Below are 14,345 nucleotides of genomic sequence, written 5' to 3'. Positions count from 1 at the left end.
GGAATGACGCCATGAATTTCAGCTGGGAAATTTTTCGTCAATTCCTTTTGACACCGAGTTCGACGTATCTCCATGGACTGTGGCTGACCTGCGCCATCAGCGTGCTGGCAGTCTTGCTGGGCGTGGTTCTTGGGCTATGCGTCGCACTGATGCGGCTGTCGTCGAAGGTGCCGTTGCAGTGCGTGGCGCGCTTCTACATCTGGATGATTCGCGGCACGCCCCTGCTCGTACAGATCGTTTTCCTGTACACGGCGTTCGCGGCCGCCAACATCTTCCGCTTTCATGACATCGTGGTCGGTCCGTTGACGCTGCCGGCGAACATTCAGGCCGCGATACTCGCGCTGGGCATGAACTCGGCCGCCTATATGGCCGAAATCATCCGGGCCGGACTGAGCGCCGTGGATCGCGGGCAATACGAGGCTTCGCGTTCGCTCGGCATGACGACCCCACTCCTCATGAGACGCGTTGTCTTGCCGCAGGCGCTGCGCGTCATCATTCCGCCGATGGGCAACGAGTTCAACGTGATGCTGAAGAACACCACGCTCGTCAGCGTGATCGGCGTACAGGAACTCATGCTGAGCACGCAGATGATTACCTCGGTGAATTTCCGCGTGTTCGAGTTGTATCTCGTGCTGGCGATCTATTTCCTGTTGCTGACGACGCTGTGGGGTTTCTTCCAGCGCTGGCTCGAGTCTCACTTCGGCCGGAGCGAACAGCACACGAGCACCAGCGGTCGTCTGTTCGGTTTGCAAACCATGAAAATGCTGCGGGGGCGCTGACGTGACCAATCAGAACGAAGCGATCATCGAAGCGTCGGAGATTCATAAGTCCTTTGGCGCCAACAAGATCCTCAACGGCATTTCGTTGAAGGTATCGAAGGGCGAGGTGGTCGTACTCATCGGCGCGTCCGGGTCCGGCAAGACGACTTTCATTCGCTGCCTCAATCTGCTCGAAACGTTCGAAAGCGGCCGCGTGCGGGTCAACGGGCATACGCTCGGCTATGTCGAGCGTCCGGACGGCAGTCTCGCGCCCGACTCCGGGCGCGAGATTGCCCGCAAGCGCCGCGATATCGGCATGGTGTTCCAGCGCTTCAATCTGTTTCCTCACATGACCGCGCTGGAAAACATCATCGAGGCGCCCATTCATGTGCTGAAGATACCGCGCGCCGAGGCAATCGCCCAGGCAAGCAAGCTGCTGTCGCGTGTCGGTCTCGCGGATCGGGCCGGCCACTATCCGTCGCAATTGTCCGGCGGGCAGCAGCAACGTGTCGCCATCGCGCGCGCGTTGGCGATGCAACCCAAAGTGCTGCTCTTCGACGAGCCCACCAGCGCGCTGGACCCCGAGACAGTCGGCGAAGTGCTGCAGGTCATGAAGGAACTGGCCAGCGACGGCATGACGATGATCGTCGTGACGCACGAGATGGAATTTGCGCGCGAAGTGGCGAACCGTGTGGTCGTGCTCGATCAAGGCGAACTCATCGAGCAAGGCGCCCCGGAACAGATCTTCACCGCGCCGGAGCATCCGCGTACCAGGGCTTTTCTGCGCCGGATGTTCAAGCCGCTGGAGACTGCTGAAAGTCTTCAGCCGACCTAGCAGTCAAGAGAGTCGAACAAGTGCCGCCGGTCTTGCCGATGCGCTGCCCGGCAGACGACGTCACGCCTGAAAGTCCAATCCACGAACGCGGCAGCGGGCGCAGAGGGCACGGCTGCGATGCGTCGACTCGTTTCCCACACTGACAAGACACTCTTCATGCGCAATTTCGAGGCCCCTGGCCGCTCAATGGTTGTCGCCCGCAACGGCATGGCCGCGACATCACATCCGCTCGCGACGCTGGTCGCCATCAACACGCTCGAAGCCGGCGGCAATGCAATGGACGCCGCGATCGCCGCTTGCGCGGTCCAATGCGTGGTCGAGCCCGGCTCGACCGGTGTCGGTGGCGACTGCTTTGCCCTGTATTCCCAAGGTGGCGTGGATGACATCGTCGCGTATAACGGCGCCGGCTGGGCGCCCGCGGCCGCGTCGATCGACACGCTGCAGAAGCTCGGGGTCAATGCAATCGAACGAGACTCGGCGCACGCGGTAACGGTACCGGGCGCGGTACACGCATGGACGACACTGCATCGCGACCATGGCCGCCGTTCGCTCGGCGAAGTACTGGCGCCCGCCATCCGCTACGCCGACCAGGGTTACGCCGTCGCTCCGCGCACCGCGCTGGACTGGAGCAATGAAGCGCAACTGCTTCGCCGGGACCGTAACGCTCGCGCGGCGATGCTGGTCGACGGCAACGCGCCGCTGCCCGGCACCACGCATCGTCAGCCGCTTCTGGCGAACACGCTGCGCGCGATCGCCGAGGGCGGCCGCGATGCGTTCTATCGCGGCGACATCGCAGCCGACATCGTCGGCCATCTGCAACGCCATGGCGGACTTCACACGCTGGACGATTTCGCGGACTACCACGGCGATTATGTGACGCCGATCCGCTCGACGTTTCAGGGCTACGAGATTGTCGAGTGCCCTCCCAGCGGCCAGGGGATCATCGCACTCATGCTGCTCAAGATCCTGCAGAAGTTCGATACAAAAGGCGACCCGCTCGACGTCGATCGCATCCATCGCGAAATCGAAGCAACGAGGCTGGCTTATTCGGTTCGTGACGCTTTTCTGGGCGACCCTCAGGGTGGAAAGCCCGATGTCGACTGGCTGCTTTCCGACGAACTCGCCGACCGGCTACGCGACCAGATCGATCTCGACGGCGCATTGACCGACCTGCCCGCGTTCGCTACCGCGGAACATAAGGACACCGTGTATATCACCGTGGTCGATCGCGACCGCAACTGCGCGAGCTTCATCAACTCGTTGTTTCACCCGTTCGGCAGCGGTCTGATGGCGCCGAAATCGGGCGTGCTCATGCACAATCGCGGCCAGAGCTTCTCTTTGGAAAAAGGCCACCCCAATGCCATTGGGCCGCATAAACGGCCGATGCATACGATCATTCCCGGCATGGTCACTAAAGGCGGGCGCGTGCAGATGAGCTTTGGCGTCATGGGCGGCCACTATCAGGCAATGGGCCACGCGCACTTTCTGTCCAAAGTGCTGCACTACGGCATGGACATGCAGTCGGCAATCCAATTGCCGCGCATTTTTCCACGGCCCGGCACCCATACGGTCGAGTTTGAAGAAACGATGCCTGTCGAAGTCCGCGCCGAACTGACGCGACGCGGATTCACGCTGGCGAGGCCGAATTCGCCGATCGGCGGCGCTCAGGCTATCTGGGTCGATTGGGAAAATGGCACGTTACTGGGTGCGTCGGATCATCGTAAAGACGGTTGCGCACTCGGCTATTGAACTGACGATGGCGGCCGCGTGCGATGAAGGCGCACGTGGCCGCCATGTCCGGTTTTCATACGCGCTCGTCAACCTCGCGCCCGGTCGATCGCGCTGGTCGCCAGCTCCCGCGCAAGGTCCGCGTATAGCTCCGCCCACTTGCCCAGCAAGGACGAGTCGTCGGTCAGGAACAGTGGATGCTCGGCCCATGCACTGACATTCTCACCCTTCCAGGCCATTTCGAACACGCGCAGATCTTCATCCTCGCTGACGCCGATGTCGATCAGCTCGCGAAACGAGGCCAGTTTGCAGAGCGACACCTCGTGGGTCGCGACGCCATGAATCGCGGCCAGCGCGATGGTCGCGCGCTTTCGGGCGTCGTCGCGGTTGCCGGCGATCAGGAATACGATCCGCTCATCGTGGCCGCTGCCGAACACGGCCCGATAGAGTGAGGTTTTGCAGCAATGGCTCAGTTGCGTGCCCATCAGCGCCTCCTCGTCCGAAAACGATTCCCTGTTCGACCCGCTCGTCTGAACGCCGCTTACGTGCGTGTCGGATCGGCGTTTGCGGTTGCGCCAGGTATCGCTGCTCCGGTACACATACAACCCGCATACGAACAGACAGGCCAGAGCGAGAATCCCGACGCCCACGAGTACCGCCAGATCGTCGTGCGCCATTTCAGGGCTCCTTCAGTCTCGTGCGTGCTTCGGCGGCCCTTTCGGGGGGCTTTCCCGCAAGCTTCGACGGCGGTGGAATTCCCCGGCATTGCACGCCGCAAGGCGCTTCGGTCCAGATGACGATTTCGCGGATGAGCGTCTGTTGCAGCCCGGTGTGCCGTGCAGATGCACCTCGCACCGCCATATCCACCGGAACACGGCGGCTACCCCCGATGCGTCGCGCGGTCCCACACGCGAGCTGGGGAAGGAGGGTGGCAAACCGGTCTGCTCCCATAGTCCACGTTGCCATGATTTTTGTGAGCGTGGGGACGATGTTCCGAGTATCGGACGGGAGTGGCTATTGTTCAACAGAGCACACTTCTCTATTGACCAATCGGTTCCGCTATAGGACGCTATGGGGCTTCGGCTGCGCTTTCCGTGATCGTAATAGTGGGAGCGGGCAATTGTTCGCCTGCCGGCCGGCGAAACCGGAAACGGATTCCGCCTCAGGCAGCCGTCGAACTTCCACCATAAGTCAGCCTGCCGTTCTTCGAGAGCAGGATCGCGACCGGCCTCGTCATCTCGAACTCCGAGAAAATAATGATCACGATGACGGTAATCGGCACGGCGAGGAATGCGCCGGAAACACCCCAGATCGCCGACCACACCGCCATGCTGGCGAGGATCGCGAACGGACTCAGGTTCAGCGAGTTGCCCATCAGATACGGGTCCAGGATGTTGCCGATCACGAACTGAATCACGCTCAGCGACACCAGCACGATGAGCACCTGGTTGACCTCTCCAAACTGCAGCACCGACATGAGCGTCGGAAAGACGATGCTCAGCACCGAACCGATATAGGGCACATAGTTGAGCAGCGCAATCAGCACCGCCCACAGTCCGGCGAATTCGAGGCCGACACTGCGCATCGCACCCCAGCTTATGCCGCCGAGCACCACGCCTAGCAGCGTCTTCAACGCGAGATAAGCGCCGATGCGCCGGTTGATGTCGGTGACGACGTTTTTGATGCGCTCGGCGTTGCTCGAATTCGCGGCCATGTTCGTCAGCTTTTCGCTGAACGTGCGCTGCTCGATGAGCAGAAAGCTGGCGTACAGAACCACGACAAAGATATTGACGATCATCGACGACAGCGAAGCCAGCATGCTTGCGACGAGCGCCTGAACGTTGAACTGGGCAAGTATGTCGCGCCGCAGCGAATCCCAGGTGGGCTCGGTCTCCACATGCAGCAGAATGGCGACTTTCTGAATCAGCGCGAGAACGGATTCCTGATAGCGCGGCGCCAGCGCGATGAGGCCGTCGTAGTTCGCGACGAGCATGTCGACAGCGAGAAATATTCCGGCAGCGATCACGAATACGGACAGCGCATAACGCAACTGCGTCGGCATTCGCGCTCCAACGACAGGAATGCGCTCCAGCAATCGGGTGAAACCGACGATCACATAGACCGCGATGACGCCGAGCACGATAGGAACGAAAACGGTACGCCCAATGTAGAGCACCCAGCCGACAATCAACAGCAGTACGACAACGCATACGGACGCCTGCAATCTGTCGCTCATCTATCCATGCTCCATTGATCTGCGAACTGCTCGCTGTCGAGTATTGCCGCATGAACGAAGCAAGCGGCGGCCAAACCGTCTTTTCCTGTCCGTTGCCCAAGCTGCCGTACTGTTACCTTACACGTGGTGCCGACAGCAGATATGGCTGAAATCGCATCCGCGCTAATGCTCGCATGTATTTGGGGTAGCGCGGCAAGAAATCGCGCGTGTCCAAACCTGCCGCACGATACGCGCACCATAGCGCATCGATGTGTCGATTGGCGGGCAGACGCCCTGCCCCGGCAACGCCATGCAACTTCCCGATCACGCTCTTCCAACGACTCCGCTAATCCTTTACCTTCGCCGCCACTTGAGCAATCCGGTCCCGCACCACACCGATCGCCTGCTTCAGCGCATAAACGTCCTGAAAATAACGATGTGGAATCCGTATCTGGCTCGCATGCGCATCGATGTTCTCGATTTCGTCGCGCCATGTCGCGATCTGGGCGCGAGTCGGCTGCGTGTTTTTCCAGGTTTCATCTTCCAGCGATTTGATTTCCCTATACCAGACCACCAGCCGCTTCTTTATCCGCGCTTCCACCATGCGCGGCAGTGCCTGCAGCAAGCCGATCAACAGCGCCATGAAGGGCAGCAGAATCAGAAAGCGTCGTTCGATGAGGCTCGCCAGCCAGAACGGAAGGTAGCGCTGCAGAAATGGCCGGCCGGATTTGAAGTAGCGCGCGCTTTCGTCCGAAATGGGGAATTCCTCGGTGCGAAGATTGGGGAACGTGCCAAGCGGCGTGAAGTAATCTTCGCCGCCGTGGACCGTTTTGGCCGCGTCCAGCAGCAGATAAACAAGCGCCGGGTGCAAGGTGTCCCTGGAGACGAGCAGCGCCGTGGCAGCCAGCAAAGTGACATCGTTCCGCGGCAGATCGTTGACGATACTCGTCGAGGCGCGCGGATAAATGATCTTCGAGAGCGACGGGAATTTCTGCACCAGGGCCTCGGCCTGCGCGAAACTCATCAGCTTCAGATCGCTGTTCAATAGCTTCTTTTGTATCGCGGCGTCGGGGCGGCCAATAAAAAACGCGGCGTCCAGCTCGCCACTTTCGAGGCGTTGATATGCGTTGGGCGCATCCAGCTCCAGCAGCGTGCTGTTGTCGCGGGTGACACCGCTATAGCCGAGCAACACGAGCGAAACGTTGAACAAGCCGCTACCGGGAACGCCTATGCCGATTTTCTTGCCGCGCAATGGGGCCAGCCGGTTGATGACGGTGTCGCCGCGATAGAACACCCAGATCGGTTCGTATGAGACGGCGGCGATAGTCTGAAGGTTATCGGTTTCCTTGGGGCTGATCGTGCCCGACTGGATGAAGCCCACTTCGTATTCGCTGTCCGGATTCGTCAGCCGCTGATAATTTTGAACCGAGCCGGAAGAACTGCGGATCTCGAGCTTGATACCCGCACGCTTCAGGATCGGCGCGTAGCGTTCCGCAAAGCCCCGATAGATGCCGTTGTCGGCACCGGTCGTGATGACGATCGTGCGCTGAAGCGCGGGCCTGAGCGCCGTCACCAGCGCCCAGCCAAGCACGGCCACCAGCACGATCGCCCAGATGATGAGAAACCGCCGGCGGGCCCGCGTCATCGGGGTTCTCTGAATACGATGAAGCGCTGGGTCGTGTTTGGGCATCGTTAGCCTTCTCTCATCAACCTTGCTCGAGCGGAATGCGGTCCTCGCACGCGTTCGCGTGGCAGCGCCCCGGCCAGCTGACAATCCTCTTGAACCGAGCGATATTTGTCATCTGGTGCGCGGGCTCTTTGCGTTGCTAACAGAGCTGAAAGCAAGCCGGATGGCGCGCCGCTCGAACCCCTTGCCCACATCCCGCATTCGAGTTTGTTGCCGTCGCTCAACTCTTCGGCTTCTCCGGCCTCACGATACCAGATTGTTTTATTGCAACACCGCGTCAGCGGGTGAAGATTGGCTTGCAATGCCGGTTCGCATAGTCACGCAGATCGCACGCGTGAGCGACGTATCAATGGTGATGTACTCCGCAGGTGATGTACGCCGCCACGACGGCCAATGCATCGCCGATGCCGATGATGGCCGATCGCGTTTGCTCGCGATGCGAGCCGTCTGAGGGATGCTGGTTGACTGCCTATTTCATGGCCGCACAGTGCATCAACGGATGCGACACCAACGGTGAACTGTGTTGTCGACTGACTGACTCGTACCGCTCCGCTTCCGGCCAATGACGCTGAGTCGAAGGTCTCTCACCTATCTCAAATAGCAAACTTACTTATACGTCATCCTATAACAAAAATCTCTTTGAGAAAAAGAGGTGAAATCGTCTCACTCCCACAGTCATCCCAATTTATGCCGTTTATCCATAACTTTACAGTTCTATAACAATTCGAATTTCCACTCTCCGGGTAAATACCGCGTGTACGGAAAGGCGTCTCTCCAATAGAATTTATACGTCATCGTATAACTAAACATGGAGACAAGCATGGGCAGCCTTCCGCTAAATGGCGCGTGCGCGCACGACCAGTCTCCGCATTCATCCACACCCGCTCGCATCAAGTTGGACGCGTTTCCCACAAGGCGACCATTGCGCCGACTCGTCCATCGTTGCGCCACGGCGAAGCCCAAGCTGATCAACCGATAGATCTCACGCGACGCTCGACGCGCGAGGTCTGACACGAACGCATTAGAAAGCCCATCCGGTCCAACCGGCACCACAGCAGCCAGAACGACCCGTACGCCCAAGTCGCTGCCCGCCTTCGCGACAGCCTCATATGCCGGACTGATCAAACAGAAAAACAAAACACTGCCCCCCGGGACTGAATCGACCAAGCGTCCAGATAGCTAGTATTTCTTTAAAATAAGGATGGTCCATGCTTTATAGATTTGGCGTTATACCCTGCCTTGTCATCACCCTTGCGGTGTCACTGACTGCCTGCGGTAGTGGTGACAACTCGCCCTCCGCTTCGAACAGCGACAACAACGCCACCTCGTCGGCTGCGCATCCCGCTCCGTTCAAGGTCGGCGTGGCGACGAGCGACGCCGCGCTGCCTCCGGCGCCGCAACTGCCCACCGATGCCCAGGTCTGCAGCACGCTCGAAGCAAGCAACTCGCTGGTGCGTCAGCCGAGCGGCGCACTCGGACCCGAGGCCGATAACGGCACGACGTCGGCCATTCTGAATCCGGACCAGGCGCGCATTCAGGCGGCGCTCGACGCGTGCGGCGCCGCGGTGGACGCCCAGGTCGGCGCAGCCATCTCGGCAGCGGACGCCGCCGCGGCGGCGGCGCAGAAGGCTGCGGCGAAGCCGAACATCAACATTGCCGGCGCGTCGGCCCAGCAATTGGCTGCGCCGCAATACCGCGCGTCGCAGTTCGCCGTGCGTCTGGTCGTGTCGAGCACCGGCGCAGGCAACTCGTTCATCACCGGGCCGCTCACGCTGCCGTCCGGCGTCACACTGTGGATCGACACCGGCGTCACGGTCTACGCGACGCGCGACGTCATGGCCTATGCGCCCAACCCGGCAGGGCCCTATTGCGCCAACACCGCTGTCAGTTCGACCAAGGCAGGGAGTTCCGGCAACTGCCTGCCGCTGATCGGCGGCAGCTACCTCGTCAATTCGGCAGTGGTCGGCGGCGGCAGCATCGACAGCCGGGCGGCGTCGGAAATCGTCAGCTCGAATAGCCTCTATCCGCTGATGCGCGTCGACCTGAGCTGCACGAACACCTACACGGCTTATGCGCAAGGCTTGCAAGCTACGACCGGCACGCCTTGCGACAACGGCGGCAACTTCGTCAACACGTCGGCCTCGTCGCGTCATATGACATGGTGGGATCTCGCCTGGCTCGGCAACATGATCGAGAACGGCACGACCGGCGTCGGCTCGCAGTCGAACTTCCGCATGATGGTCTTCAACTACGCGAAGAACCTGACGCTGTTCGGCATCACGATGAACAACAGCGCCAACTTCCACGTCGTGCCGAGCGGTGTCGATGGACTCACGGTCTGGAACGTCAAGGTGCAGACGCCGTCGCTGTCCGCGTCCGCCAACCCGGCGGGCAACGGCAATCCGAACTATCTGGGCATGGTGCCCACGATCGACACGGCCAAGAACACCGATGCCTTCGATCCGGGTTCGGCGTCCAAGGCCGCTGTTCAGGCGCTGACAATCGGTAGCACGAAGACCTCGACGGCCGGCAAGATCTCGTTCGACGGCTACCTGAAGAATACCGTCTTCGCGTATAACTACATCAGCACCGGCGACGACGACATCGCCATCAAGGGCTCCGCCAATCCGAGCCCGGCCGGCTCGGGCCTGTTCGGCATCGACGGCAATCGCGACGTCGCGACTGACCGCAAATACGGTTTCGTGATTGCTCACAACCATATTTATGCGGGCCACGGCGTCTCGGTCGGCAGCGAAACCAATGCCGGCGTCACGAACATCCAGGTCTACGACAATTCGTTCGACGGCTCGGAACAGGCGCTGCGCATCAAGTCCGACTGGGCGCGCGGCGGCATCGTGACGAACATCAACTACAACGACATCTGCATCCGCGACAGCGGGCAGGCGCTGCTGTTCACGCCGTACTACAGCACCAAGGCGCTGCCGAATCCCACCTCGCCGCTTTATCCGGACTTCCACGACATTACGCTGTCGAATGTGCATATCATCGGCACGACGTCGGCGATCTTCGAGGGCTTCCAGGCGAACACGGGCGGCATCGCGCATGCGGCGCTCCCGCTCGGCATGACGCTCACCAACGTGCTGGCCGATTCGCCGAGCAACGTGGCGGTCACCGCGTCGGATGCGAACCTGACGCTGAACAACGTCAACCTGCCGATCTTCCCGTCGAACGCAAACCGGGTCGTGCTGACCGGTGCCGCCTCGCAATCGCTGAGCACGGCGAAGGCGGTGGATTGCAGCAGCGCGTACGTCGATTTCCCGGGCATCGGGGATTCGTCGCCGTCCGGTCAGACCTGGGCGGGCTCGCAGTAAGCGGTGACGATCGATAGCGTGCCGCGATAAAAGCGCGGCACGCGTGCCACCCGACTCCATCCAGCGGCCCGTCGAGCCTGCTCGAACGGGCCGTCTTTATTTCACGTCATTCGCTCGTCGAATCGGCCGGCACCTCGGTCCCGCTGCCGTCCTCGTCACCGCGCCCCGGCCGTTGGACGGCTCTCACCTTCCCGCTGGCACCGCCTCCGCAGAAGAAGCGATCCGCGCCATCGGACTCGAGGCCCGACACGCTCATGCCGGCCGGCATCTCGACGCTTTCCAGCACCTGTCCCGTGCGAGGATCGATGCGCCTCAACTCGCTGGCGTCGTCTTCCCAGGTGCCATGCCACAGCTCGCCGTCGACCCACGTGACGCCGGTGACGAAGCGGTTGGATTCGATCGTGCGCAGCACCGCGCCGGTTTCGGGATCGACCTGATAAATCTTCCGCTCCGGATATTGACCCACCCACAGCGTCCCTTCCGCCCAGGTGAGCCCCGAGTCGCCACCGCCGCCTGGCGCCGGGATCGTCGCGAGCACTTGACCTGTCTGCGGATCGATCTTGCGGATGTGGCCGCCGGCGATCTGAAACAGGTGCGTGCCGTCGAAGGCCGTGCCCGCATCGGCGGCGACGTCGATCGAGCGCAGCGGCTTGCCACTGGCCGGATCGAACGCTTTCAGGCTGTCGCCGACGCCAATCCATACCTGCTGGCCGTCATACGTCACCCCATGTACTTTATCGACACCCGGAAAGGGTCCATATTCACGAATGATTCTGGCCGCTGAGCGATTCATGTCGCCATCCTAATCATTGAGTAGTGGAGGGGGGAGTAACAAAGCCGTCGCGAATCCCGGCATGGGCGGGGTTATCCAGCGGCGCGCCCGGCCACGCCCGAACGATTGCACCTTGCCCGCGGCCGCCAGCGAATCAAGTGCCCGTTGCACGGTGCGCTGGCTCGCGCCGAGCACCAACGCGAGCGAGGAACTCGACCACGACTCGCCGTCGGCGAGAAACGCGAGCACCTGCGCATGCTCGCCTTCGACGGGCCGCGCCAGCACGGCGACCTCGCCGGCGCGGCGCGGCGTCAGTGCGAAGCCGCGCTTCGTCGCGCTCACGCCGGCCAGCGTGCCGAGCGCCGCGCGAAGCCGCCCGATTTCGACTCGCAGCCGCGCGCGATGCGACTCGTCGGCGCGCTTGGCCCGGAACGCACGCGCGACGAGCACGTCCCTCGGCACGTCGTCGGGCCACGCTTCTCCCAGCGCGCGAGCGAGCGCGAACAGCACCGGACGGCTCGCAAGCGAAACCACCGTGCCCGCGTCGCGCACGACGTGACGGCACGCATCCACGACAAGCGCCTTCGACGCCAGCAACGCCTCGACTTCGTCGAGCAGCAGGAGGCGCTCGCCGCCACGCACAAGCAGACGTGCGGCCGGCGTGCTCAGCACGAGCGACGCGCTTTCGACCTCCGCCGTCAGCGCCGGGATGCCCGCATCGCGCGCGGCGCGTCCCGCTCTCGCGAGCGCGCTGCGCGCGGTCCTGGTGCGCAGGCGACGCAGCGCGACACCCGCGACGACCAGTTCGTGAGCGGCTCTCAAGGCGGGCGGCAACAACGTGGGGGTGAATCCGTCGAGCGCCTGTTCGGCCGCTTCGAGGCGCCCGAACAAAAGCAGGCGCCGGACTTCAAGATAGCGCGCATGCGCGGCGTTCATGCGGTCGCCGTGCGCGTCGAGCGTCGCTCTCGCGGCATCGAGTGTCTTCGTGGGCCAAGCCAGATCGCGCGAGGCGAGCGCGATCTCGGCCTCGGCGACGACACATCTCGCGCGGGCCACCGCGTCGCCGGGACTGAAGGCGCGCGCCGCGCTGCGCACGAGCGCCTTCGCTCGAACGAAATCGCCGAGCTGCGCCATCGCGATGCCGCGAAGCGCGAGCGCCGGCGCGTCGTCGCGCAGCGCGACGCGGTCGAGCGCGCCGAGCGGATCACCCGCTGCGAGCGCACGCGCGGCCGCCGTGATCGGCGAGTCCATCGGGTCACCCAAATCCCGCCACACTTGTCACTCCCCCCTGGTCGAGGCCCGGTACTAATCTAGCACGACCAACAACCCGTACACGACGCCGTACCGGCAACCGGCCGGGCGACGCGGGACGACCTTCGGAGGCAAGCATGATGACGACACAACATCTGACCGGAACACGCGAGCAATGGCTGGCTGCGCGGCGCGAGCTGCTCGCGGCGGAAAAGGAATTCACCCGGCGCAGCGACGAGCTGGCGCGGCAGCGTCAGGCATTGCCGTGGGTTCGCGTCGACAAAACCTACCGCTTCGAAACCGATGAAGGCAGTGCGTCGCTCGCCGAGCTCTTCAGAGGACGCTCGCAACTGCTCGTCTATCACTTCATGTTCGGGCCTGACTATACGGCGGGATGCCCGTCGTGCTCGGCGCTCGCGGATGGCTTCGACGGTTTCGCGGTCCATCTGGCGAATCACGACGTGATGCTGATGGCAGTGTCGCGTGCCCCGCTCGCGAAACTGCAGGCGTACAAGCAGCGGATGGGGTGGACCTTTCCGTGGGCGTCCTCGTCGGGCGGCGACTTCAACTTCGACTTCAACGTGTCCTTCACGGAGGAGCAGCAGCGCACGGGCGACATCGACTACAACTTCGAGCGCGGCGGCCACGCCATGGACGCGACGCCGGCGCCGCAGCCCGTCGTCGAATTCGCGGCGATGTCCGGCACCGATCCGGCCACCTACTCGCGCGACCGGCCAGGCATGAGCGCGTTCGTGATCGAGGACGGCGTGGTCTATCACACCTATTCCACCTATGCGCGAGGCGTGGACGGGCTGTGGGGCATGTATCAGTGGCTGGACCGCGCGCCCAAAGGACGCAACGAGTCAGGCATCTGGTGGCGCCGCCACGACGAGTACAACCGGCGATGAGCAAACTCGCGAATGCCGTTCGCGCAGCGCCGCACCCGGCGTTCGCGCGGCGCGGCGTTTCCCACGCGGTGTTCGTTGGCACCTGCGCGCTGTGCTTCGCGGCGAGCGCGGCGGCGACGATCATCGGCAGCGCGTCGATGGCGGCGATGGGCGGCACGCCGATGCCCGGCGGCTGGACGATGTCGACGCTCTGGACGCGCATGTGCGGACAGACGTGGGCCGAGGTCGCGGCATCGTTCATCGGCATGTGGAGCGTGATGATGGTGGCGATGATGCTGCCGTCGCTCGTGCCCATGTTGTGGCGTTACCGCGAGGCGGTCGGCGGGGCAAGGCAAGCGCGCGCCGGATGGCTGACTGTGCTGGTCGCCGTCGGATACTTCGTCGTGTGGACGGCGTTCGGCTTCGTCGTCTTTGCGCTCGGCGCCGCGTCGGCGGCGCTCGCAATGCGGGTGCCGGCGCTGGCGCGTGCCGTTCCGGGCGCGATCGGCATGGTGGTGCTGATCGCGGGCGCGCTGCAGTTCACCGGGTGGAAGGCGCGTCAGCTCGAATGCTGCCGAAACGCGCCTGGGCGTTGCCGCAAGTTGCCTGCCGATGCCCGCACTGCCTGGCGGCACGGACTGCGCCTCGGTCTTCACTGCGGTTGCTGTTGCGCCGGCTTGACCGCGATCCTGCTCGTGGCCGGCGTGATGGACCTGCGCGCGATGGCTGTCGTGACAACCGCGATTACCGGCGAACGTCTGCTTCCGGGTGGCAAACGCGTCGCGCAAGCTATCGGCACCGTCGTTGTCGGCGCGGGGATGGTGCTGATCGCGCAGGCTGCCGGGCGTGGGTGACGCCTGCGTCGGAGCGGCCGGATTTT

11 protein-coding genes are annotated in these 14,345 nt (G+C 62.8%); 6 read left to right on the top strand and 5 right to left on the bottom strand.

Annotation, left to right across the window (positions count from 1 at the left end):
• The first annotated feature begins 11 nt into the window (after positions 1 to 11).
• The 3 genes from ACZ9H4_RS30075 (at position 12) to ggt (ending at position 3,342) form a co-directional block, all read left to right on the top strand.
• Positions 12 to 779, top strand: coding sequence for an amino acid ABC transporter permease (locus ACZ9H4_RS30075; RefSeq protein WP_408141044.1), 768 nt, complete (start codon positions 12 to 14; stop codon positions 777 to 779).
• A 1-nt stretch (position 780) separates the two neighbouring features.
• Positions 781 to 1,593: an amino acid ABC transporter ATP-binding protein gene (locus ACZ9H4_RS30070; protein ID WP_408141042.1), complete on the top strand. Its 813-nt coding sequence runs from the start codon at positions 781 to 783 to the stop codon at positions 1,591 to 1,593.
• Between the two features lie 156 nt (positions 1,594 to 1,749).
• Entirely contained in the window at positions 1,750 to 3,342 is a 1,593-nt protein-coding gene (gene ggt, locus ACZ9H4_RS30065) for a gamma-glutamyltransferase (RefSeq protein ID WP_476122359.1), read from the top strand.
• A gap of 68 nt (positions 3,343 to 3,410) precedes the next feature.
• Here the strand turns inward: ggt and ACZ9H4_RS30060 are convergent, their stop codons facing one another.
• The 3 genes from ACZ9H4_RS30060 to ACZ9H4_RS30050 form a co-directional block, all read right to left on the bottom strand.
• Positions 3,411 to 3,998 (bottom strand): hypothetical protein, encoded by a 588-nt coding sequence (locus ACZ9H4_RS30060; protein ID WP_476122358.1) that lies wholly within the window; start codon positions 3,996 to 3,998, stop codon positions 3,411 to 3,413.
• A 485-nt stretch (positions 3,999 to 4,483) separates the two neighbouring features.
• Complete coding sequence (locus ACZ9H4_RS30055; protein WP_408141036.1) at positions 4,484 to 5,557, bottom strand: AI-2E family transporter; 1,074 nt, start codon at positions 5,555 to 5,557, stop codon at positions 4,484 to 4,486.
• A gap of 325 nt (positions 5,558 to 5,882) precedes the next feature.
• The gene (locus ACZ9H4_RS30050) at positions 5,883 to 7,181 is read right to left on the bottom strand and encodes a TAXI family TRAP transporter solute-binding subunit (RefSeq protein ID WP_408152343.1); all 1,299 of its coding nucleotides are present in this window, start codon (positions 7,179 to 7,181) and stop codon (positions 5,883 to 5,885) included.
• 1,250 nt (positions 7,182 to 8,431) lie between these two features.
• Between ACZ9H4_RS30050 and ACZ9H4_RS30045 the strand changes: the two genes are divergently transcribed.
• Positions 8,432 to 10,555 (top strand): glycoside hydrolase family 28 protein, encoded by a 2,124-nt coding sequence (locus ACZ9H4_RS30045; RefSeq protein WP_408141032.1) that lies wholly within the window; start codon positions 8,432 to 8,434, stop codon positions 10,553 to 10,555.
• 106 nt (positions 10,556 to 10,661) lie between these two features.
• Here ACZ9H4_RS30045 and ACZ9H4_RS30040 read toward each other — a convergent pair whose 3' ends face one another.
• Together ACZ9H4_RS30040 and ACZ9H4_RS30035 are read right to left on the bottom strand one after the other, a co-directional pair.
• On the bottom strand, positions 10,662 to 11,348 hold the full coding sequence (locus tag ACZ9H4_RS30040; protein ID WP_408141030.1) for a Vgb family protein: 687 nt from the start codon (positions 11,346 to 11,348) through the stop codon (positions 10,662 to 10,664).
• Positions 11,349 to 11,357: 9 nt separating this feature from the next.
• A complete protein-coding gene (locus tag ACZ9H4_RS30035) occupies positions 11,358 to 12,578 on the bottom strand; it encodes a helix-turn-helix domain-containing protein (protein WP_476122357.1) in 1,221 nt (406 codons plus the stop codon).
• A 140-nt stretch (positions 12,579 to 12,718) separates the two neighbouring features.
• Between ACZ9H4_RS30035 and ACZ9H4_RS30030 the strand changes: the two genes are divergently transcribed.
• Together ACZ9H4_RS30030 and ACZ9H4_RS30025 are read left to right on the top strand one after the other, a co-directional pair.
• Entirely contained in the window at positions 12,719 to 13,486 is a 768-nt protein-coding gene (locus ACZ9H4_RS30030; protein WP_408141263.1) for a DUF899 domain-containing protein, read from the top strand.
• Entirely contained in the window at positions 13,483 to 14,319 is an 837-nt protein-coding gene (locus tag ACZ9H4_RS30025; RefSeq protein WP_476122356.1) for a DUF2182 domain-containing protein, read from the top strand. Before ACZ9H4_RS30030 ends, ACZ9H4_RS30025 begins: the two co-directional genes overlap by 4 nt.
• The last annotated feature ends 26 nt before the right edge of the window (positions 14,320 to 14,345 follow it).

The sequence above is a fragment of the Paraburkholderia sp. TE9906 genome, assembly GCF_056279605.1.
This window is presented reverse-complemented; position numbering and strand designations above follow the sequence as displayed.

Bases quoted from the DNA above. Each gene is read 5' to 3' on its own strand.
- ACZ9H4_RS30075 (WP_408141044.1), top strand. From the start codon at position 12: ATGAATTTCAGCTGGGAAATTTTTCGTCAATTCCTTTTGACACCGAGT.
- ggt (WP_476122359.1), top strand. From the start codon at position 1,750: ATGCGCAATTTCGAGGCCCCTGGCCGCTCAATGGTTGTCGCCCGCAAC.
- ACZ9H4_RS30060 (WP_476122358.1), bottom strand. From the start codon at position 3,998: ATGGCGCACGACGATCTGGCGGTACTCGTGGGCGTCGGGATTCTCGCT.
- ACZ9H4_RS30055 (WP_408141036.1), bottom strand. From the start codon at position 5,557: ATGAGCGACAGATTGCAGGCGTCCGTATGCGTTGTCGTACTGCTGTTG.
- ACZ9H4_RS30050 (WP_408152343.1), bottom strand. From the start codon at position 7,181: ATGACGCGGGCCCGCCGGCGGTTTCTCATCATCTGGGCGATCGTGCTG.
- ACZ9H4_RS30045 (WP_408141032.1), top strand. From the start codon at position 8,432: ATGCTTTATAGATTTGGCGTTATACCCTGCCTTGTCATCACCCTTGCG.
- ACZ9H4_RS30040 (WP_408141030.1), bottom strand. From the start codon at position 11,348: ATGAATCGCTCAGCGGCCAGAATCATTCGTGAATATGGACCCTTTCCG.
- ACZ9H4_RS30035 (WP_476122357.1), bottom strand. From the start codon at position 12,578: ATGGACTCGCCGATCACGGCGGCCGCGCGTGCGCTCGCAGCGGGTGAT.
- ACZ9H4_RS30030 (WP_408141263.1), top strand. From the start codon at position 12,719: ATGACGACACAACATCTGACCGGAACACGCGAGCAATGGCTGGCTGCG.
- ACZ9H4_RS30025 (WP_476122356.1), top strand. From the start codon at position 13,483: ATGAGCAAACTCGCGAATGCCGTTCGCGCAGCGCCGCACCCGGCGTTC.